Origin of the sequence: Wenzhouxiangella sp. 15190, assembly GCF_003417465.1 — a bacterium.
Taxonomy (GTDB): domain Bacteria; phylum Pseudomonadota; class Gammaproteobacteria; order Xanthomonadales; family Wenzhouxiangellaceae; genus Wenzhouxiangella.
Genome location: NZ_QVMV01000007.1, coordinates 64,373 through 83,351 on the forward strand (window position 1 = coordinate 64,373; position 18,979 = coordinate 83,351).

Consider the following 18,979-nt stretch of genomic DNA (forward strand, 5'->3'; position numbering starts at 1 on the left):
GGTTCCGGAGTCGGTCTACGGCTCCGGGGCTTTGGCCAGCGTGGGAGAAAATAGTAAATAGTAAATAGTGAATAGAAAATAGAGTGTGCTGGTCGAGGGTTTGGATGTGACCACAAAGCCGCAGCATTATCAGTTGGAAGTCTGGAAGCGCTCTATGCGGATGGTGCGTGCGGTGTATGAGGTCACAGCGTCATTCCCTGATGAGGAGCGTTATTGTCTGACGGCACAGATGCGACGCTGTGCGATCAGTGTGCCTTCAAATATCGCTGAAGGCGCTGCCCGATCAGGCAACAAGGAATTCGTTCGCTATCTGATAATGGCCAGAGGATCTCTGATGGAGCTTGATACACAAACCTGGATTGCAAAGGATCTCGGTTATATCGCTGAGGAAGTTGCCTCGCTTCAATCCGAGTTTCACGAAATCCTGGCCATGCTCAATGGCTTGATCAGAAACCGAAGGGTAACCCCCGCACCTGATTGAGCCATTTCTATTTTCTTTTTTCTATTATCTATTTTCTTGTCACTAACGTTGACAATCCTGATAAAGCCCCCGGACGAAACAAATGGCAACAACCACCGAGTACCCCCAACTATCCTTCGAATTCTTCCCGCCGAAGAACGACAAGCAGCAGGAAACGTTCGAACGATCGCGTGATCAGCTGGCCGAGCTCGGCCCGGATTACATGTCGGTGACTTTCGGTGCCGGCGGTTCGACGCGTACGCGTACCTTCGAGACCGTGCGCAATATCATCGAGGCGACCGGTGTGCCGGCGGCACCGCATATCTCGTGCATGTCCGAAGACATCGACAGTATCCGCGACCTGCTCGACGACTACCGCGACAACGGTATCGACCGGCTCGTGGTATTGCGCGGCGACCGGCCCTCGGGCGGCGGGACGGGGGTTTTTGATCATGCCGTCGACCTGGTGCGATTCATTCGCGAGTACTACGGTGACCGCTTTCACATCGAAGTTGCCTGCTATCCCGAGCACCATCCCGAATCGAAGACGCCCGAGGCCGACATGAAGCATTTCCGCGCCAAGGTCGACGCCGGCGCCGACGGTGCCATAACGCAGTACTTCTTCAGCGCCGAAAGTTACTTTCGTTTCGTCGAGGACGTGCGTTCGCGCGGCGTGGATGTTCCGATCGTGCCGGGCATCATGCCGATCACCAACTACTCGGGCCTGGCGCGTTTCTCGCGCATGTGCGGCGCTGAAATCCCGCTGTGGATCGCCAAGCGCATCGAGGCCTGGGAAGAGGCCGAAGACATGACTTCGTTGCGCGCTTTCGGTGAGGAGGTCATTACCGACCTGTGCCGGCGCCTGCTCGAAGGCGGCGCGCCCGGCATCCATTTCTACACCCTCAACCGCTGGAAAGCTTCGACGGCGCTGTGCCGCAATCTGGGGCTGGGCAAAGGCAACGAAGCCAAGCGCAACATCGCCTGACCACCGATTACCGATTGCCGATTGCCGACTACTGATCCTCCGCCCGCACGTCCGGCGGCAGGTTCGGATCGAGCGGCGAGACGATCTCGATCGGCCGGCAGCACACGCGGCAGTCCATAACCACCACCTGGCCGCGTTCATCGGGATCGATGAACACTTCGTTGGGCTCGCCGCAGCAGGGGCAGGCGAACGTCCAGTCTTCACTCCCGGGTTCCGTCATTGATTCGCCCCCGCTGCCCGCTTTCATTCGCTCAGCGCTAGCTTGACGCGCCGGTTGCGGCGCCCCTTCTTCTCGATCTTGCGCACCCGCACCGGCCCGATTTCGCCGGTGGCCGCCACGTGGGTGCCGCCACAGGGCTGCAGGTCCACGCCTGGAACCTCGATCAGCCGAATCCGCCCAACGCCGCGGGGCGGACGGACCGACAGCGTCTTGACCAGCTCGGGGCGCGCGTCGAGTTCGCTTTCGTCGATCCAGCGCGAATGCACGGGATGATCGGCTTCGATCAGGGCGTTGAGTTCTAGCTCCACGCGTTCCCGGTCGGGCGGTTCGGCCAGATCGAAGTCGAGCCGGCCGCGGCCGTCCTCGACCTGGCCGCCGGTCACCGGGTAGGGCAGCACGGCCGAAAGCAGGTGCAGGCAGGTATGCATGCGCATCAGGCGGTGGCGTCGCGGCCAGTCGATTACCGCACGGACTTCTGTCCCCGGCGTGGGCCGCGGTGCGTTTTCGGACAGCACGTGCACGATTTCGCCGTCCGGGCCGTAGCGGGTGTCGATCACCTCGGCGGCGCCGCCGTCGACAACCAGGCGGCCGGTATCGCCTGGCTGGCCGCCGCCGCGGGCGTAGAAAACGGTTTCGTCGAGTACCACGCCATCATCGTCTGCGGCGACCACTCGGGCGGAGCATTCGCGGCGGTAGGCATCGTCGCGGAACAGGGGTTCGGTCATGAATCCGGACTCCTGTGGCGTGACTCGGCAAGCTTCGCGCCGGCTCTGTGCTGATGCCGGACGATGATCCAGCCCACCGGCATGTCAGCCCTCTGAGTCTTCGCGATAGATCAGGACCTGCAGCTTGCCGTCGCCGTCGACGGAGGCGCGGTACATACCGGGCGTGTTGAAGGGCATGCTGACGTTGCCCTGCGGATCGACGGCGATCACACCGCCGTCGGCGCCGGCTTCCTTGAGCGTTTCATTGATGACCTGGTTGGCAGCCTCGTCGAGGGTCATGCCGGCCATGCGTACCAGGCTGCAGATGCTGTGTGCGGCCACATGGCGAATGAAGAATTCCCCGTGGCCGGTCGCCGAAATCGCGCAGGCGCGGTTGTCGGCATAGGTGCCGGCGCCGATGATGGGCGAGTCGCCGACGCGGCCCCAGCGCTTGTTCGCCATGCCGCCGGTCGAGGTGGCCGCGGCCAGGTTGCCGTGCGCGTCGAGCGCCACGGCCCCTACCGTCGAGTGCCAGCTCTCGGAAAGCTGCATTCCGGCCTGCTCGTCGGCCTGGATGGTCTCGAGCTGCCGGCGCCGGAAGTCGGTGATGAACCAGTCCTCGTCCATGAATTCCAGGCCGTGGTCTTCGGCGAAGCTCATGGCGCCTTCGCCCATCAGCATGACGTGCGGCGAGTCGTGCATTACCAGCCGGGCCGCGTCGATCGGGTGACGGATGCGCTTGACGGAGGCGACGGCGCCGGCTTCGAGGTCGGCGCCGTTCATGATCGAGGCGTCCATCTCGACAGTGCCGGTGTTGGTCAATACCGCGCCTCGTCCGGCGTTGAATTCGGGTGAGTCCTCGAGAATGCGGATGGCCGCCACGACGGCGTCCAGGGCCGGCCCACCGGATTCGAGAACCTCGTGTCCGGCGTGAGCCGACTCCTCGAGCGCGGCGCGTATGGCCTGCTCGCGCTCGGCGGTCATTTTCTCCGGCAGGATCGTGCCGGCGCCGCCGTGGATGGCGATGGCGACCGGTGATTCAGCCACGGCAAGGCTGGCGGCCAGAAGTACGGCCGTGAGGAAGGTGATTCGCAGCATATCGGTGCAGTCCGTTTTTGTTTGGCTGGATTTTCATTGGATTGGTCAAGTCTAGCATCGGCACTATACTGCCTGTTTTGATCCTCGAGGGAAGCGTCTGATGTCATTCACGATCACGATGTTCTATGCTGGTCTGCTGGGATTGGCGTACCTGGGGCTGGCTCTGCGCGTGGTGTATCTGCGCCGCAGCCTGAAAGTGGGAATTGGCAGCGGCGGCCACGATTCACTCAATCTGGCGATACGTACACACGCCAATTTCGCCGAGTACGTTCCCCTGGCACTTGTCTTGCTGGTCCTGGTCGAAGCCGGGACCGCCGCGCCCGCATGGGCATTGCACCTGCTCGGAGCGGGCCTGCTGGTCGGGCGACTGATGCACGGATTTGTCGGCCTCAATCGAAGTGCCGGCTATTCCGTGGGTCGACTCTGGGGTACCGGCCTGACCTGGCTGGTCATCTTCGTCGCGGCCCTGATGCTCGTCGCCACTGCCGTGGGACGCTGGATGATGTGATCACCGGCTCAAGTCGGTGGGTGGCTGTAACGGACCGGCTGTAACGGCGCAAAGCCGGATTGATTGGCTAACGGTCGATGGATTAAAGCACCAAATTACAAGCACCAATTCTCAAACAAATTCGAATGAACGAAATTCCAATGACCCAAACCGCAGCGGCGGCCAGAGCATGCGCCTTGCCGCAATCCCGGGCCGGTTGGCCGCCTACCGACCCTGCAGCTGGGCGCCTGCACCTGCCAAAGTGCACAGGTCTGTCGCATCGGCGCCATGCCCGTTTCGGCCATTTAAAAATTAGGTCATTCGAATTTGTTTGATATTTGGTGCTTGAGATTTGGAATTTTTCAAGCTGGACCCATCGCCTCAAGACGAGGAATTTACGGATCCCTTTATCGGGGACGCTAAACCTTTCGGCTCCAGTACAGCGCCGTGTAGATCTTGGGATCGATGGCGAGGCCTTCGTGGTGGCGATCGGCCAGCCAGGCATCGACCCGCTCTCGACCGACGGCATGGACGCGGATTTCCTCGCTGGCGTCGCCGCCACCGTCGCTGACGCGTTCGAGTTCCGTTGCCCGAACGAACACGGCCATCTCGTCGGTCATACCCGCCGAGGTGGGGCAGGGCATGATCTCGGCAACCCGGCCGGCTCGCCAGCCGGTTTCCTCCTCGAGTTCGCGGGCCGCCGCTTCCAGGATCGCTTCGTCTTCCAGGCCGGCCGTGTCGCCGACCAGCCCGGCCGGCAGCTCGATGGTGGGCCGCTCGAGCGGAACGCGGTATTGCTCGACCAGCAGCAGCTCGTCGGCGGGCGTCCAGGCGACGAGCACGGCCACGCGATGCTTGCGCGAAACCAGCTCCCATCCGCGGCGGTCAACCAGTGTCAGGTAGCGACCGGCGTACAATAGTGTGTCGTTGTCTGTCGTTTGCGCCATGGTTTCGGCATCCTTGTCGGGCTGAACGAATTGCGTCGATGACAGTCCCAATGCCCGCGAACAATCACCAACAGGACATAAGAATTATGCGCATTTCCGCAATTGTACTGAGCCTTCTGGTCGGCCTGCTGATGGGTTCGGCTGCGGCGGCGCAGTCCGAAGCCGAGGGCGAACAGTCGACTTCCGAAGCTGGCTCCGGGAGTGGACAGTCGGCCAGCCCGGCACCCGGGCAAAAGATGTCGCACTGGTTTCGGAAAGCGGCGAGCGCCTACCGGCGCCAGGACATCGAAGGCTGGGTCGAGGCGACCCGGGAGTTGCACAAGCTCAGGCCCTACAACCAGGACTTCATGCGTCAACTGGTGGAAGGCCACGCCCGCCTCGGCAATCTCAGCGAAGCCTTCAACATGATGCTCAAGATGCAGCAACAGGGCCTGTCGGTCGACTGGGACGAAATCGATGCCGTCGACCCGCTGCGCGAGCACGATCTCTACGACCATCTCAACGAGCTGATGACCGAAGCCGGCAAGCCCTTCGGAGATGCCAGCGTCTGGTCGACGCTCGACAGTGAGCACGCCATGCCTGAGGCAATGGCCATCGACAGCGCCTCGGAGCGGGTTTTCGTCGGCACGATCCGGGACGGCGAGATTCTCGTCAGTGAAGACGGCGAGTCCTGGGATGTATTCGCTTCATCCGAGACCGTGCCCGAACTGGCTGCCGTTTTCGACATCGCCGTGGACACGGACCGGGGCCACTTGTGGGCCGCCGTGGGCCGTGTCTCGCATTACCAGGGGCCGGAATCCGAGTCAGACGTCAACAGCGCGCTGCTCCGGCTCGACCTGGAGACGGGTGAGCTCCAGGAGCAGTACACGCTCAGTAGCGATGATCAGCAAAACCTGCTCGGCAGCCTGGCCCTCGCCGGCGACGGTACTGTATTCGCCGCTGACACGCAGGCACCCATCGTCTATCGACTCGAGCCCGGGCAGGACAAGCTCAAGCCCTACTTCGGTCATCCCAATTTCACCAGCCTGCGCGGTATCGCCCTCAACGACGACGATAGCCTCTTGTACGTGGCCGACTATGAACTCGGCATCCTGGTGCTGGATGCCACGGGCGGTCAGCAGGCCTGGCAACTGGCCGTTCCGGAGACTTTCAATGCCGGCGGCATCGACGGTCTGTACTGGTGGAATGACCATCTGGTCGCCATCCAGAACGGCATCTCGCCGCAGCGAGTCGTCCGTCTCGAACTGGGCGCTGACGGCCTGGGCGTGACCGCGGTCGCGCCGCTGGCGGCCGCCAAGGAAGAGTTCGACACCCCGACCTTCGGCGCCATGGACGGGCAAATGCTGTATTTCCTGGCCGGCAGCCATTGGCGGCATGTCGATCAGGAGGGCAATCCGGCCGACGGCCTTCCGGACGTTCCGATCATGCAGCTCGATGTCGACGCGGCCTCGGTGCGGGTCGTGGGCGAGGAGATCCTGGAAGAGCTCAAGAAACAGAACCGGGAAGTTCCGGACGACCAGGACGGTTGAACTGGCGTAGACACCGTCGCGCCCGCGCAGAGATTAGTCAGAGGTTCCTGAGCCGATGCAGCCGTTCGCGTAGCGGGCGGCCGAATCCCAGGCTGTCGAGCAGGGCATCGAGTGCATCGGCATCCCCGCCGGTGCGCTCCAGTTCTCCGATCTCGGTGAGCAACGGCACCTCGCAATGCAGTCCGGTCAGGCGGCGCGCCAGCCGCGCCGCCGGTTCGTGTTGCCGCAGTTTTGCCGCCAGCGTCTTTGCGCCGCGAATTTTCAGCCAGGCGATCTCGTCGAGCCGCTCGTAGAGCGCATCCAGGCTGCCGAAACGAGCCAGCAATGCGCTCGCCGTCTTGGGACCCACGCCGGGCACGCCGGGGATGTTGTCGACCGGGTCGCCGGTCAGCGCCAGGAAGTCGGCCATCTGGTGCGGATGCACGCCGAAATGCTCGAATACCCCGCGGCGGTCCAGGCGCCGCCGGCGCGAGAAATCCCACCAGTGATCGTCGTCGACCAATAATTGGGCGAGATCCTTGTCGCCGGTGACCACGCACACCGACTGCTGACGTGAACGACACTGGCCGGCCAGGGTGGCGATCAGGTCGTCGGCTTCGTAGTAGCTGTCGGCGCAGACCGACAGCCCCAGCGCCCGGCCGAGATCCTGGCACCAGGCGAACTGGCGTTTGAGTTCCTCCGGGGCGGGCTCGCGATTGGCCTTGTAGTCCGGATAGATCTCGTTGCGAAACGAGGTGGTCAGCGACTCGTCGAAGGCCACCGCCACGTGGCCGGCCTGCGTTTGCTCGAGCAGCTCGCACAAAAAGCGGGCAAAGCCGTAGACGGCGTTGGTCGGATTCCCGGCCGGGTCGGCGAAACGGTCTGGCCTGCTGTACCAGGCACGAAAGATATAGACGCTTGCGTCGACCAGGTAGGCCGGCTGGCCCCCCGGCGTTTCGGGTGAGACCGCCATCAGAACGTGGCGGTCAGGCGCTTGCGCAGCACGCTGTCGCGCGGGAAGTGCGCGAGCAGGAACTCCATCTGGTCGGCCAGTATGCGGCGACCCTGCAGGTACACGTATTCGGCATGGGTGGGGGTGAACGGAATGGCCAGCAATTGCATGCCCGCTTGCTCGGGTGTTCGCGAACCCTTGTGATTGTTGCAGCGCTTGCAGGCGGTGACCACGTTGGCCCAGGTGTCCACGCCATCTTGCGAGAGCGGATGCACGTGATCGCGCGACAGATCGCGTTCGCGAAACTGCTCGCCGCAATACAGGCAAAGATTTTCGTCACGCCGGAACAGGGCGCGATTGGAAAGCGGCGGCGTGTAGCGATCGTAGAAACGATGGGCGTCCGGGTGGGAGCCGTGCGTGGCGATGATGGCATTGACCGGAATTTCAGTGCGCCGGCCACTGCTGGCGTTGATGCCGCCGTGCAGACGGTAGAGCACACTGCCCAGGGCGTAGCAGACCTGATCGAGAACGATAAGGCGAACCGCATCCTGGTAGCCGATCCATTCGAGCGGCATGCCGGTCACGTCGGTTCGCAGTACTTGCTGGTCCAGGTTCAGCATATTGTGCTCTCCAGGCCCTACCTACCCAAGATGCTGGGTCGCGAAACCTGTGTTGCGCCTATATCATCCGGGTTTTGCGTGCAAATGCAACCCTTTGGTGCCGCGTTGAAGGCCGCACGATCATTCTTCCGCGCTGTTGGGCGGATTCGGGTGAAACTGTTGTCGACCACACCAGTCAAACGCGGCATCGTTCGATCAATCAATTGCCACTTCGAGCTTACAGGTCAATGATGAAAAACGCATTCCGGATTTCGCTCGCCATCGTCCTGCTATTCATGCTGCGTGCCGTACCGGCGGCGCTGCCGGCCGCCGTCGACGGCGAACCGCTGCCCTCATTGGCGCCGATTCTCGAGGACGTCATGCCGGCGGTGGTCAATGTGCATACCCGAACCCGCGTGCAGGTGCGCACCAGCCCGTTTTTCGACGACCCGTTCTTCCGTCGCTTTTTCGACTTTCCCAGCATGCCGCGCGAACGGGTACAGCAGAGCCTGGGCTCGGGCGTGATCGTCGACGGCGAGGACGGCTACGTGCTGACCAACAACCATGTCATCGACGGTGCCGACGACATCGCCGTGCGCCTCGAGGACGGGCGCGAACTGGATGCCGAGTTCGTCGGTTCGGATCGGGATACCGACCTGGCGGTGATCCGCGTCGAGGCCGACGACCTGGCCGAACTGCCGCTGGATGAATCCGATCGCCTGCGTGTGGGCGATTTCGTGGTGGCCGTGGGCAATCCCTTCGGCCTGGGCCAGACCGTGACCTCGGGCATCGTCTCGGCCCTGGGCCGGCAGGGCCTGCGCGGGCTCGAATATCAGAACTTCATCCAGACCGACGCCTCGATCAACCCCGGCAACTCCGGCGGGGCGCTGATCAACCTGCGCGGTGAACTGGTCGGCATCAACACCGCCATCTTCACACCCTCGGGCGGCAATGTCGGCATCGGTTTTGCCATTCCCGTCAGCACCGCCACGCACGTCATGGAACAGCTGATCGAACATGGCGAAGTGCGCCGCGGTTCCTTCGGCGTCGAGGTTCAGGACCTCGACGAGGAACTGCGCGAGGCGCTGGGTCTCGAATCGACCCAGGGTGCGGTCGTCACCCGTCTGAAGGAGGATTCGGCCCTGCGAGCCGCGGGGCTGGAGGCCGGTGATGTGATCGTTTCGGTCGATGGACGGCCGGTCGAGAACGCCCAGGGCCTGCGCAATATCGAGGGCCTGCTGGCCGTGGGTAGCCGCGTGCGGGTCGAATACCTGCGTGACGGCGAGCGCGACTCGGTACGCGTGGTCATCGAGGAGAACCTGGACGAACGCATCTCCGGCCAGCGCCTCGACGAACGGCTCGAGGGCGCGGCGCTGGCGCGCATTCCCGAGCGCGTCCGTGCACAGGGCGTGCTGATCGAGGATGTTCGCCGTAATTCCGCGGCGTGGAATACCGGACTGCGGCCGGGCGATGTGATCGTCGGCTTCAACCGCGGGGAAATCGCCGACCTGGGCGAACTGCGCGAGCAATTCCCGGTCGATGGTAGCTTCGCGCTACAGATCCGCCGCCGGGGCAGGGGCTATATTGTTCGCTTCGACGAGTAGATTCTCACTGTTGTTCGAAGCGATCCCGAAAGATGAGACCCGACAGTGTGCTGTTGAAGTACCAGTTGACGGCACTGGTGGATCCCAGTGTGATCGTGCCCGATGTAATCGAGATGTGGGGCGAATTTGTAGGGTCGCCGCCTATTTCGCAGAGTCCAAACCCATCATCCTTCATCCTGATGGTGATGTCGCAGTCGTCGGCAATTCCACCGTAGGTTAATTGGATGCCATAGTCGTCCCCGGTGCCCTGATCCTCGTCCAACCCCGCCATACCAATGCGCAGGGTGGTGGCGTCTTCGTTGTGGATCTTGCGCTGGGTTTCCTGTGGAAACGTGCCTTGATTCATGACGCCTTCGCCGGAGCCCTGGCCAAGATCCTGCGACACGTCGAATGAGGCGATCTCGATCCAGGTATGTCCCGACGGCAGGTCGTTTTTGTCGTTGGAATAGGTGTCGAGGTCGATTTCCGACTCGTACAGGAAGGGATCGTTTTTGCCGATCCGGAACCAGTTCAGGTTGACGTCGTCACCGCGCACATCATCGCGGCTGCCGGGGATGCCGTCACCACCGGCATCGAGATCGTAGGCGCCATTGCTACCGTTCAGCGCCATGGCGAACTCTTGCTCGGTATTTGTAAGATTAGGCTCTGACTTTTTGCCCAGGTTCGGGTGGGCCAGTCCAATACAGTGACCGAGTTCATGCAGCAGTACGCTTTCCACATCGAACTGATTCGGACCCAATTCGCTGTCGGAGCGTGTGACATTGGAATTGGTTGGCTGTAATGTCGTCCAGGTAGCCGCAGCATTTTGGACCGGAATTTCCAGTTCGGACTGACTCTCTGAATCTGTGGCGATGCAGACTGATACTTCCAGCGTTTCTCCGGTGCCGTTGTAACCGATCGGGTGGGTGATGATATCCGGATCTTCCTGGCTTTCCGCAAACATGAACGTGCCCCCGTATGCCGGGGACGCCAGAGCGATAGCGAGAATCGATGCGGTTATGAATCTGTTCATTTTCATTGCGCACGCTCCCTTGCCTGATCACGCATCCAGGCCGCCAGCTCCTTTGCGATCGTCGCTACGGTGCCCATGTCATGCCCTTCGGGAAGATGTTTCTGCCAGATTTCGGGTGACGGGACAACAATTTGGTTCTGGCCGCGAGTCGCGTCATTGATCTCCAGAACAACGCGGTCGGTATCGGCAACCTCGATCAGTCCCTGAGAGCGCGTCGTTTGTATGCTCGTAAGCAGGCTTTCCGACTCGATGTCTCCGATAGGCGCCACCAGATCGAGAAGATTCCGGATCTCCTCCGGGGGCAGGGTCCAGCGATATGTTCCGGCCTGGGGAGAATGGCGGGGGAAGTGGGCCTCTACAGTCCCATCGTCGTAGACGGTGAGACTGTACGTGTTGTCTTCATGAGCGACCTGTGAGTGGGTTCGCTCATACTGAATAAGAGGTTCTGCGGCTGAGGGTGCTTCGGCGCATCCGAGCACCAGGAACATAACGACCAGGTGAATTTTCATCTTCATGGCGCTCGCTCCTTGAGCGATTACTGTCATGCCATGAAAGTCTAGCATTCGCTACTTCCACCGTCGAAATCGCGCTCCGGCGACCCGGGTTTCTGCTAACTTGTAGGCGTTTATCCGTCGCTACCGTTTTGGCGCAATGTCCGAAGGCCTCCAATTCAATCGAGATTCCGAGCAGCCTGAACGGCTTGTCGCTTCGGGCGACTGGCGACTCGATCATGCTTCCAACCTGGAACGCATTGTTGCCGGTGTTAGCGGTGAAGCTCGCGTCGTCGATGCCAGCGGGATCGAGTATCTCGACGCGGCCGGCGCCTTTCTGCTCTTGCGTGCCGCGCGCCGGCTTTCCCTCGAACCCGGTGATATCGAGTTGCGCGACGAGCACCGGCCGCTGTTCGATGTGATCGTCTCCGCGCTGGAAGGCGAGGGCGAGCGGGAGACCGAACCACCGCCGCTCTGGCGCGAGTGGCTGGGGGGCATCGGGCTGGTCGTTACCGGGGCGGGCGGCAATTTCCGCCTGCTGGTCGGGTTCCTCGGGCTGGCGTTGAGTCGATGGGCGACGACCCTGTTCCGTCCCTCGCAGTGGCGCGTGACCGCCACCGTCTTTCACATGCAGCAGACCGGGCTCAATGCCCTGCCGCTGACGGCGCTGCTGGCATTCCTGGTGGGGGCCGTCGTGGCCTACCTGGGGGCGACCGTGCTGCGCGACTTCGGTGCCGAGCTGTTCGTCGTCGACCTGATCACCTACGCGTTCCTGCGCGAGTTCGGGGTGTTGCTGACTGCCATCCTGCTGGCCGGGCGAACCGCCAGTGCGTTCACCGCCCAGATCGGCACCATGAAATCGCGCGAGGAAATCGACGCCATGCGCACCCTCGGGCTCGATCCCGTGGTGCTGCTGGTGCTGCCGCGCCTGCTGGCCCTGCTGGTCATGCTGCCGATCCTGGCGCTGCTGGCTACGGTGGCCGGTTTTCTCGGCGGCCTGGCGGTATCGGTGCTGGCACTGGGTATCGAGCCAAACATGTTCCTGACGCGCATGCAGGAAGCCGTTACCCTTCAGCACTACCTGGTCGGCCTGGTCAAGGCGCCGCTGTTTGCCGCCACGATTGCACTGATCGGCTGCCTGGAGGGCTTCAAGGTGGCCGGAACGGCCCAGTCGGTGGGTGAGCACACGACATCGGCGGTGGTGCAGAGCATCACGCTGGTCATCGTCATCGACGCGCTGGCGGCCATTTTCTTCATGGAAATGGGATGGTGAAGGTGACGGATTCGGACGAAGACATCGCGATCCGGGTCCGCGGCCTGGTCAACCGATTCGGCACACAGACCGTCCACCAGGGCCTGGACCTGGACGTCTATCGCGGTGAGATCCTGGGCGTGGTCGGTGGTTCGGGCAGCGGCAAGTCGGTGCTGATGCGCGCCATTCTCGGTCTGCTCGAGCCGCAGGGCGGCATGATCGAGGTGCTGGGCCGGCAGGTGGACGGCAGCGGCCAGTCGCTGCAGGCTCTGCGGCGTCGCACGGGCGTGCTCTTCCAGGACGGCGCGCTGTTTTCTTCGCTGACCGTGCGCGAGAATGTCGAAGTGCCGATTCGCACACACCATCCGGAAATCGGTGACGAGCTGCGCTGTGAACTGGCCCGGCTCAGGATCCTGCTCACCGGACTGAATTTGGATGCCTGCGGCAAGTATCCCGCCGAGCTTTCCGGCGGCATGCGCAAGCGCGCCGGCCTGGCGCGGGCCCTGGCGCTGGACCCCGAGCTGCTTTTCCTCGACGAGCCGACGGCCGGCCTGGACCCGATCGGGGCCGCGGCGTTCGACGAACTGCTGCGCACCCTGGCCGATGCGCTGGGATTGACCGTATTCCTGATCACGCACGATCTTGATACGCTTTACGGTATCTGCGACCGCATCGCCGTCATCGGAGACCAGCGTATCCTTGTAAGCGGGCGACGCGACGTCGTCGAGGCGTTCGACCATCCCTGGGTCCGGGACTACTTCCACGGCCCGCGGGCACGACAGGCAAAGCAGGCGCAACAGGCGCAGGAAAACTACTGACATGGAACCGCGGGCCAATCACGTACTGATCGGAGCGTTCACGCTGGCGGGCGCCATTCTGTTGGTACTCGGCGGCCTGTGGTCGGCCAAGTGGGCGAGCGACGAGGCCTGGCGGGAAGTGGAGGTGCATTTCCTGCAGCCGGTCAGCGGCCTCAACGTGGGTTCGACCGTGCAGTACAACGGCATCAGCATGGGCAGCGTACGTGACCTGCGGCTTTCCCCCGATGACCCCGGCCGGGTCATCGCCGTCATTCGTATCGAATCCCAGGTGCCCTTGCGCGAGGACACGACCGCGCGGCTGTCGGTCTCGGGATTGACGGGCGTGTCCACCATCCAGCTTCGCGGTGGTACGTCGGACAGCCCTGTGCTCGAGGCGGAGCCAGGGCGCGAGCGGCCGATCATCATTGCCGAGGAATCGAGCCTGCAACGACTGATCGAAACCTCCGAGGACATCGCCAGCACCGCCAGCGAGGTCATGCTGCGCCTGCTGGACTTCCTGAACGAAGAAAATGCGCAGCGCGTGAATACCACACTGAACAACATCGATGCGTTCGTAAATACATTGAATGGTGAAGGCGAGCGCGTCGGTGAGATCGTGCAGAATCTGCATCGGGGCAGTGAGGAGTTGCTGCCGTTGCTCGAGGAATTCCGGGCCACCGTGGCGGAAATCTCGGTTTCGCTGGAGCGCCTCGAGCCGGCACTGGTCGAGACCTTGCCGCAGGCCGCCGATCAGTTGCGCGATACCATGGAACAATTGTCGGTCACGGCCGAGCGGATTGATCGAATGGTGGCTCGTAACGAGGCCGCCGTGGGCGGTTTCGGTGACCAGGTCATCACGCCGCTCGGACCGGCGGTCCAGGAGTTTCGCCAGCTCATCGACGAGCTTTCCGCCATGACCGAGAAGTTCGAACGCAGTCCGGCCGGTTTCCTGCTCGGCGACGAACGACCCGAGGAGTACGATCCGAAATGATGTCTTCCCTCAACAGACTGGCGATCGTGCCGATTGTCGTAACGATCGCCGTGGTGTTTCTCTCAGCCTGCGCGCTCGGCGGTGGCAAGACGGCTTACCGGCTGATCGCGCCGGAGGTGGATGCCCCGCAGCCGGCACAGGCCGATCCTGCCGAGCGGACGCTTGCCGTTTCCAGGCCCGAAGCCGACCAGACCCGGGACTCGACGCGCATTCTGGTCCGGCGCGATCGCACGCTGATGCCCTGGAAAGGAACGGCGTGGATCGACCGCGCCCCGGACCTGCTGCAGGACTTGCTGGTCCGGTTTCTCGATGGTCGCGTCGCCACGGTCGGTCGCACCGGAAGCCTGCCGGCGGAATTTCGCCTGGAACTGGTCATGCGCCGGTTCGAAATGGCCGAGCGCTCCGGCGGGCTCGAAGCCGAAGTGATTGTGGTGGTGCGGTTGTTCGATGCGGTTGGGCGGTTACTGGCCGTCAATACCCTGGAAGGTCGGGAACCGGCAGGCGGCGATTCGCTGGATGCTTCCGTGACGGCCATGGAAACGGCCATGGGCGAGGTATTTAGCGATCTTGCCGACTGGCTGCGGCCGAAGATGGCGAGGGGTGATGCTCAAGTAGCACCTGAATAACTCGTTCCGTAAACCGCTCGCCTTTTCGAGCTTGAAAAATTCCAAGTTCCAAGCGCCAATGCCCAAACAAATCTCCAAGAACCGAATTCTTAAAGACCGAAATGGCCATGGAGCCGAAGTGACAGGTATACGCATATGGGCGGGTGAAGGCACTCCTGGTGTAATCTGACCCCAGTCGTGATTTGGGTCATTGGAATTTCGTTCATTGGAAATTGTTTGAAATTTGGTGCTTGTGATTTGGTACTTAAACCAATCGGCGTATGGCCGATCAATCCGGCTTCGAGCCGTAACATCAAGCCAGCGGCTTTAGCCGGTGGCAGTTGCGCAGGTGCCTTAGTGAGAGCGCCAGGGCCGGCGGCCTGAGGGATCGTCGTCTCTGCCGCTGCTACGGTCTGCTTCCTCGAGCATGACGAGCAGGGGATGCAGTCGCACTTTCAGCGACGCCAGGTGTGGTTTGATCCGATCGCCCTGACCGCGCTCGATCATGCGCAGTGCCTGTTCGATGCCGAGACCCGGCTCGCGCCTCGTCCCTGGCGCGACGGGGCTGGCGCGACCGGCCAGGCCTTCTTCAAGAATATGCGCTCCGTCACGACCGTTCGGCGGGGGCGGCGTCTGGATGATGAATCCGGCTTCCACATCGAGTACTTCGCCGGCTGGGCGCAGTCCCAGTTCGTCGAGGTCGGGCATGAAGCGTTCCTGCAGCATTTCGGCGCCCTCGGCGTCGGTGGCCGGAAGCAGGAAGGAAAAGGTTTCGCTGTCGGATCGAAATACCGTGTCTTCACGCCGGACCCTGCGGCTCAGGGTAGTGCCGATGCGCTTGAGCGCTCGCGAGGCATGCGTTTCGCCCAGTTCCTCGAGCAATGCCGAGAGGCCGTCGAGGCGCAGGTGCATGATCGTCAGCGCTTGCTGATGACGATGGGCGAAACTCATCGCCTGCATCAACCGTTCCTCGCAGTAGCGACGGTTGCCGAGCCCGGTTTCCGGGTCGATGTGATGGTCCTGCTCGAGCAGGCGCAGGCGCCTGGCTGACTGGCCGCTGTGTGCGTAGGCCGAGGCGCGTGCGGTCAGTTCGCTGGCCTGGAAGGGCTTGGAAATGAAGTCCGTGGCGCCGAGCAGCAGGGCGTGCTTGCGTTTGCGCTCACCATCTTCTTCGCCCGTGATCAGCACCACCGGCAGGTCGACCAGGTGCGGTTTCTGGGCGTGGCGGATCTGCTGCAGCAGGTCAAGACCGCTCTTGCCGCCCATGTGCAGATCACTGAACAGCGCTTCGATGCGCAAGTCGGTCTGCAGCAGCTCCCAGGCCTGCTCCGCCGATTCGGCCAGTACCAGGTCGAACTGCTGGCCCAGAATGCGGGTGGCGCAGGCGCGCATGAGCCGGCTGTCATCCACGAACAGGATGCGGGGTCGGGATGAAGACGGACTGGTGTGTGTGGCGGCGTTCATGCGATCAATCATGCAATTGGCGTGCCATGTTCTTCAGGAACTTGCTGCAGCCTGTTGAAATGGCGCTCAACAGGCCGCTTGAAAGCCCCTCGAAAAATTCGAGGCCCGGCCTCGGGTGACAATAGGGGTCAATTGACGGCACACACCGGCAACGCCCGGCGCCCTGGCTTGACTTGCCGGTGACCGCGCCGGAGACTGGCTGCAATGAGCTGGATGGGCCGAAAGTTCGATAATCTGGGCAGCGCCGTGTCCGGTGCCGGCGGCGGCATGGGGCTATCCCAGGCCCCCGCCTTTACCCAGGCGTATCTGCAGCGCCTGGGTGGCCATCTCGACGAGGCACGGCGGACGCTCGACCTGGTCGAGCGCGGGATTCTGGTACCCGAATTGACGGCAGCTGAGCGGAGCCAGGCCGTGGCGGGCTTCGCCGATCGTGTGGCCGAACTGGAGGCAACCTATGCGTCCATTGCCGAGGCCACACCCCTGATGCAGCCCATTCTCGTGATGCGGCATGGCGATTCGGAGATTGCCCGTCGAGCCTGGGAGACGTTTACGCCGGCGGTGCCCATCGATGCGACTTCCCTGATCTGGACCGGTCTCGGCGTGCTGGTTGCACTCGTGATCTATGAGCTGTTCAAGTCGCCGGCGGCCGTCGTTCGGCGCCGGCGCCGGCTGCGCACCGGTTGATTCGGAGTGGGCGCCTGACGAGGCTGGCGCTACGCTATCCTAGACGGCTTCTTGATAACAATCTGGAGTCGTCATGTTCAGCGTTTCCCCCGAGCGGTCCATTCCCGTTCATTCCCTGGATTCCGAAGGCCTGGAAGCCTGGAAAAGTTCCGCCGATGAAAGGACCCGCCGCTGGGTCGAAGCCAGCGGGTTCCGGGCGAAGCCCGGTGAACTCCTGCTCGTGCCCGACGAACACAGCAGTATTGGCGAGGTGCTGGCCGGGAGAGAGCCCAGTGATCGCCTGTGGGCCCTCGCCCACCTGCCTTCCAACTTGCCCGAGGGGGACTACCATCTCCAGACGGACTGGCCGGCCGAGGAACAGGAACGCGCCGCCATCGGTTGGGCTCTGGGTTGCTACCGCTTCGATCGTTACAAGGAAATGGAAAGGCCCGGCGCCCGGCTGGTTCTGGAACCGGGGAGTGAACAGCGTGTTCGCACATTAGCGGAGTCCTCGGCTTTTGTTCGCGACCTGGTCAACACCCCCGCCATCGATCTCGGTCCGGGCGAGCTGGCCGATACCGCGCGCACCCTGGCCTCGGAACACGGCGCCGATTGCGAGGTCATCGAGGGCGAGCGACTGGAAAAGGAGTTCCCCGCCATCCACGTGGTTGGCCAGGCCGCCAGCCGCGCACCGCGGCTGATTCGCATGCAGTGGGGGCGCGAGGATGCCCCGTCCCTGGCCCTGGTGGGCAAGGGCGTGATCTTCGACTCCGGCGGGCTCAACATCAAGCCCGGCGCGGGGATGCTGCTGATGAAAAAGGACATGGGCGGGGCCGCGCACGTCCTGGGCCTGGCGAAGATCATCATGACGCTGGGGCTCGATGTGAACCTGCGCGTCTACATTCCGGCCGTGGAAAACGCCATCTCCGGCAACGCCTACCGGCCCTCGGACATCATCAATACGCGCAAGGGCACCAGCGTGGCGATCGGCAATACCGATGCCGAGGGACGGGTGGTGCTTTCCGATGCCCTGACCCTGGCCTCGGAGGAGGGCGCCGAGCGCATCATCGATTTCGCCACGCTGACCGGTGCGGCCCGCATCGCGCTGGGTGAGGATCTGCCGCCGATCTACGGCCGCGACACCGAGAAGGCCCGCACCATCCAGGATCTGAGTTTCGAGCTCGAGGATCCGCTCTGGCACATGCCCCTGTTCGAACCCTATCGCGAGCAGATCGAGCCGGCGATCGCCGACATTTCCAATACCGGCACTTCCAGCTTCGGCGGCAGTCTCACGGCGGCACTGTTCCTCGACCATTTCGTCGATGCAGGTATCGACTGGTACCACCTCGATATCTATGCGTGGAACCTGTCCGACCGCCCCGGACGACCGGCCGGGGGCGAGGCCCAGGGGCTGCGCAGCATGTGGCAGTGGCTGGCGTCGCTCTATGAGTGATTTTCCGAGTCGCCTGCTCTCCCCGGCGACCTTTTGATCGGTGCCAGCAGCGCCAAAAAACAGGTGTCGAGGGCGGACAATGGCGTTACGATAAGCGTTGGCGGACAAGTGCGCGGTATATGCGCTTCTAGGAGGAATACGATGCGTTATCTGTTGATTCTGACGATCATCCTGGCGCTGGCGGCCTGCCAGTCCGAAGAGTCCAGTGAAATCGAGGAGGCCGGTGACGAAGCGGCCGAGCAGGTCGAACAAACCGGCGAGGAAGCGGCCGAAGCCTACGAAGAGGCCCAGGAAGAAGGCGAGGAGGCCCGCGAGGAGATCGAGGAATTCGTCGAAGAAGGTCCAACGACCGACGAAGAAGCGCTGCATGAGCAGGTCTGGCAGCGCGCTCGCGAACTGGCCGAAGAGGCCCGAGTCAAGACTGAAGAGGCGCTGGCGGCTGCCGAGGAAGGAAGTGGTGATGCCTGGGAAGAGGCGCGTGAAGCGGCCGAACGGTCCCGCAAGCAGGCCAAGAATGCCTGGGAAGAAGCCAGCCAATTCGCCGGTGATACCTGGGAAGGCACCAGCGCCGAGGCGCGGGAAGCCTGGCAGGAAGCCCAGTCTGCCTGGGATCGCCTGGCCGAGCGTATGGACGAGGAGTCCGACGACGGCGAGGAAGGCGGCGAGCAGTAAGTTTCCATGACGTCC

21 protein-coding genes are annotated in these 18,979 nt (G+C 62.8%); 12 read left to right on the top strand and 9 right to left on the bottom strand.

Features of this window, described 5'->3' with window-relative positions:
• Positions 1 to 85 precede the first annotated feature (85 nt).
• Together DZK26_RS01470 and metF are read left to right on the top strand one after the other, a co-directional pair.
• Entirely contained in the window at positions 86 to 481 is a 396-nt protein-coding gene (locus DZK26_RS01470) for a four helix bundle protein (protein WP_258870812.1), read from the top strand.
• Positions 482 to 563: 82 nt separating this feature from the next.
• Positions 564 to 1,445 (top strand): methylenetetrahydrofolate reductase [NAD(P)H], encoded by an 882-nt coding sequence (gene metF, locus DZK26_RS01475; RefSeq protein WP_116897140.1) that lies wholly within the window; start codon positions 564 to 566, stop codon positions 1,443 to 1,445.
• Between the two features lie 28 nt (positions 1,446 to 1,473).
• Here metF and DZK26_RS01480 read toward each other — a convergent pair whose 3' ends face one another.
• The 3 genes from DZK26_RS01480 to DZK26_RS01490 all read right to left on the bottom strand — a co-directional run bounded on the left by DZK26_RS01480 (position 1,474) and on the right by DZK26_RS01490 (position 3,467).
• Positions 1,474 to 1,665 carry a CPXCG motif-containing cysteine-rich protein gene (locus DZK26_RS01480; RefSeq protein ID WP_116897141.1) on the bottom strand — a complete coding sequence of 64 codons (192 nt, stop codon included), beginning with the start codon at positions 1,663 to 1,665 and terminating at the stop codon, positions 1,474 to 1,476.
• 23 nt (positions 1,666 to 1,688) lie between these two features.
• Positions 1,689 to 2,390, bottom strand: a complete 702-nt coding sequence (locus DZK26_RS01485; RefSeq protein ID WP_116897142.1) for an alanyl-tRNA editing protein — start codon at positions 2,388 to 2,390, stop codon at positions 1,689 to 1,691.
• Between the two features lie 84 nt (positions 2,391 to 2,474).
• Positions 2,475 to 3,467 carry an isoaspartyl peptidase/L-asparaginase family protein gene (locus DZK26_RS01490; protein ID WP_116897143.1) on the bottom strand — a complete coding sequence of 331 codons (993 nt, stop codon included), beginning with the start codon at positions 3,465 to 3,467 and terminating at the stop codon, positions 2,475 to 2,477.
• 100 nt (positions 3,468 to 3,567) lie between these two features.
• On the opposite strand from DZK26_RS01490, the gene DZK26_RS01495 reads away from it, so the two are divergent.
• Positions 3,568 to 3,975 carry an MAPEG family protein gene (locus DZK26_RS01495; protein ID WP_116897144.1) on the top strand — a complete coding sequence of 136 codons (408 nt, stop codon included), beginning with the start codon at positions 3,568 to 3,570 and terminating at the stop codon, positions 3,973 to 3,975.
• A 398-nt stretch (positions 3,976 to 4,373) separates the two neighbouring features.
• Here DZK26_RS01495 and DZK26_RS01500 read toward each other — a convergent pair whose 3' ends face one another.
• A complete protein-coding gene (locus DZK26_RS01500; RefSeq protein ID WP_116897297.1) occupies positions 4,374 to 4,901 on the bottom strand; it encodes an NUDIX hydrolase in 528 nt (175 codons plus the stop codon).
• A gap of 86 nt (positions 4,902 to 4,987) precedes the next feature.
• Here DZK26_RS01500 and DZK26_RS01505 point away from each other — a divergent pair, with 86 nt between their 5' ends.
• Positions 4,988 to 6,430 carry an SMP-30/gluconolactonase/LRE family protein gene (locus tag DZK26_RS01505; protein ID WP_116897145.1) on the top strand — a complete coding sequence of 481 codons (1,443 nt, stop codon included), beginning with the start codon at positions 4,988 to 4,990 and terminating at the stop codon, positions 6,428 to 6,430.
• Between the two features lie 37 nt (positions 6,431 to 6,467).
• On the opposite strand, the gene DZK26_RS01510 is transcribed toward DZK26_RS01505, so the two are convergent.
• Both DZK26_RS01510 and DZK26_RS01515 read right to left on the bottom strand, forming a co-directional pair.
• Entirely contained in the window at positions 6,468 to 7,382 is a 915-nt protein-coding gene (locus DZK26_RS01510; protein WP_116897146.1) for a 5'-3' exonuclease H3TH domain-containing protein, read from the bottom strand.
• Positions 7,382 to 7,981 carry an HNH endonuclease gene (locus DZK26_RS01515; RefSeq protein ID WP_116897147.1) on the bottom strand — a complete coding sequence of 200 codons (600 nt, stop codon included), beginning with the start codon at positions 7,979 to 7,981 and terminating at the stop codon, positions 7,382 to 7,384. The genes DZK26_RS01510 and DZK26_RS01515 overlap by 1 nt, the downstream gene beginning before the upstream one ends.
• A 227-nt stretch (positions 7,982 to 8,208) precedes the next feature.
• Here DZK26_RS01515 and DZK26_RS01520 point away from each other — a divergent pair, with 227 nt between their 5' ends.
• Positions 8,209 to 9,564: a Do family serine endopeptidase gene (locus tag DZK26_RS01520; RefSeq protein ID WP_116897148.1), complete on the top strand. Its 1,356-nt coding sequence runs from the start codon at positions 8,209 to 8,211 to the stop codon at positions 9,562 to 9,564.
• Positions 9,565 to 9,568: 4 nt separating this feature from the next.
• On the opposite strand, the gene DZK26_RS01525 is transcribed toward DZK26_RS01520, so the two are convergent.
• On the bottom strand, positions 9,569 to 10,582 hold the full coding sequence (locus tag DZK26_RS01525) for a hypothetical protein (RefSeq protein ID WP_147306590.1): 1,014 nt from the start codon (positions 10,580 to 10,582) through the stop codon (positions 9,569 to 9,571).
• Positions 10,579 to 11,091, bottom strand: coding sequence for a hypothetical protein (locus DZK26_RS01530; RefSeq protein ID WP_147306591.1), 513 nt, complete (start codon positions 11,089 to 11,091; stop codon positions 10,579 to 10,581). Before DZK26_RS01530 ends, DZK26_RS01525 begins: the two co-directional genes overlap by 4 nt.
• A gap of 136 nt (positions 11,092 to 11,227) precedes the next feature.
• Here DZK26_RS01530 and DZK26_RS01535 point away from each other — a divergent pair, with 136 nt between their 5' ends.
• The 4 genes from DZK26_RS01535 to DZK26_RS01550 are packed head-to-tail and all read left to right on the top strand — an operon-like array spanning position 11,228 to position 14,733.
• Positions 11,228 to 12,340: an MlaE family lipid ABC transporter permease subunit gene (locus DZK26_RS01535; protein WP_116897151.1), complete on the top strand. Its 1,113-nt coding sequence runs from the start codon at positions 11,228 to 11,230 to the stop codon at positions 12,338 to 12,340.
• Between the two features lie 2 nt (positions 12,341 to 12,342).
• Positions 12,343 to 13,137: an ABC transporter ATP-binding protein gene (locus DZK26_RS01540; RefSeq protein ID WP_258870813.1), complete on the top strand. Its 795-nt coding sequence runs from the start codon at positions 12,343 to 12,345 to the stop codon at positions 13,135 to 13,137.
• A gap of 1 nt (position 13,138) precedes the next feature.
• A complete protein-coding gene (locus DZK26_RS01545) occupies positions 13,139 to 14,107 on the top strand; it encodes an MlaD family protein (RefSeq protein WP_116897153.1) in 969 nt (322 codons plus the stop codon).
• Positions 14,104 to 14,733 carry an ABC-type transport auxiliary lipoprotein family protein gene (locus DZK26_RS01550; RefSeq protein ID WP_116897154.1) on the top strand — a complete coding sequence of 210 codons (630 nt, stop codon included), beginning with the start codon at positions 14,104 to 14,106 and terminating at the stop codon, positions 14,731 to 14,733. Before DZK26_RS01545 ends, DZK26_RS01550 begins: the two co-directional genes overlap by 4 nt.
• A gap of 333 nt (positions 14,734 to 15,066) precedes the next feature.
• On the opposite strand, the gene DZK26_RS01555 is transcribed toward DZK26_RS01550, so the two are convergent.
• Positions 15,067 to 16,176, bottom strand: coding sequence for a response regulator (locus tag DZK26_RS01555; protein WP_181918262.1), 1,110 nt, complete (start codon positions 16,174 to 16,176; stop codon positions 15,067 to 15,069).
• A gap of 204 nt (positions 16,177 to 16,380) precedes the next feature.
• Here DZK26_RS01555 and DZK26_RS01560 point away from each other — a divergent pair, with 204 nt between their 5' ends.
• The 3 genes from DZK26_RS01560 (at position 16,381) to DZK26_RS01570 (ending at position 18,964) form a co-directional block, all read left to right on the top strand.
• Positions 16,381 to 16,860 carry a DUF2937 family protein gene (locus tag DZK26_RS01560; RefSeq protein WP_116897156.1) on the top strand — a complete coding sequence of 160 codons (480 nt, stop codon included), beginning with the start codon at positions 16,381 to 16,383 and terminating at the stop codon, positions 16,858 to 16,860.
• A gap of 73 nt (positions 16,861 to 16,933) precedes the next feature.
• The gene (locus DZK26_RS01565; protein ID WP_116897157.1) at positions 16,934 to 18,292 is read left to right on the top strand and encodes a M17 family metallopeptidase; all 1,359 of its coding nucleotides are present in this window, start codon (positions 16,934 to 16,936) and stop codon (positions 18,290 to 18,292) included.
• A 141-nt stretch (positions 18,293 to 18,433) separates the two neighbouring features.
• Positions 18,434 to 18,964 (top strand): hypothetical protein, encoded by a 531-nt coding sequence (locus DZK26_RS01570; RefSeq protein WP_116897158.1) that lies wholly within the window; start codon positions 18,434 to 18,436, stop codon positions 18,962 to 18,964.
• The last annotated feature ends 15 nt before the right edge of the window (positions 18,965 to 18,979 follow it).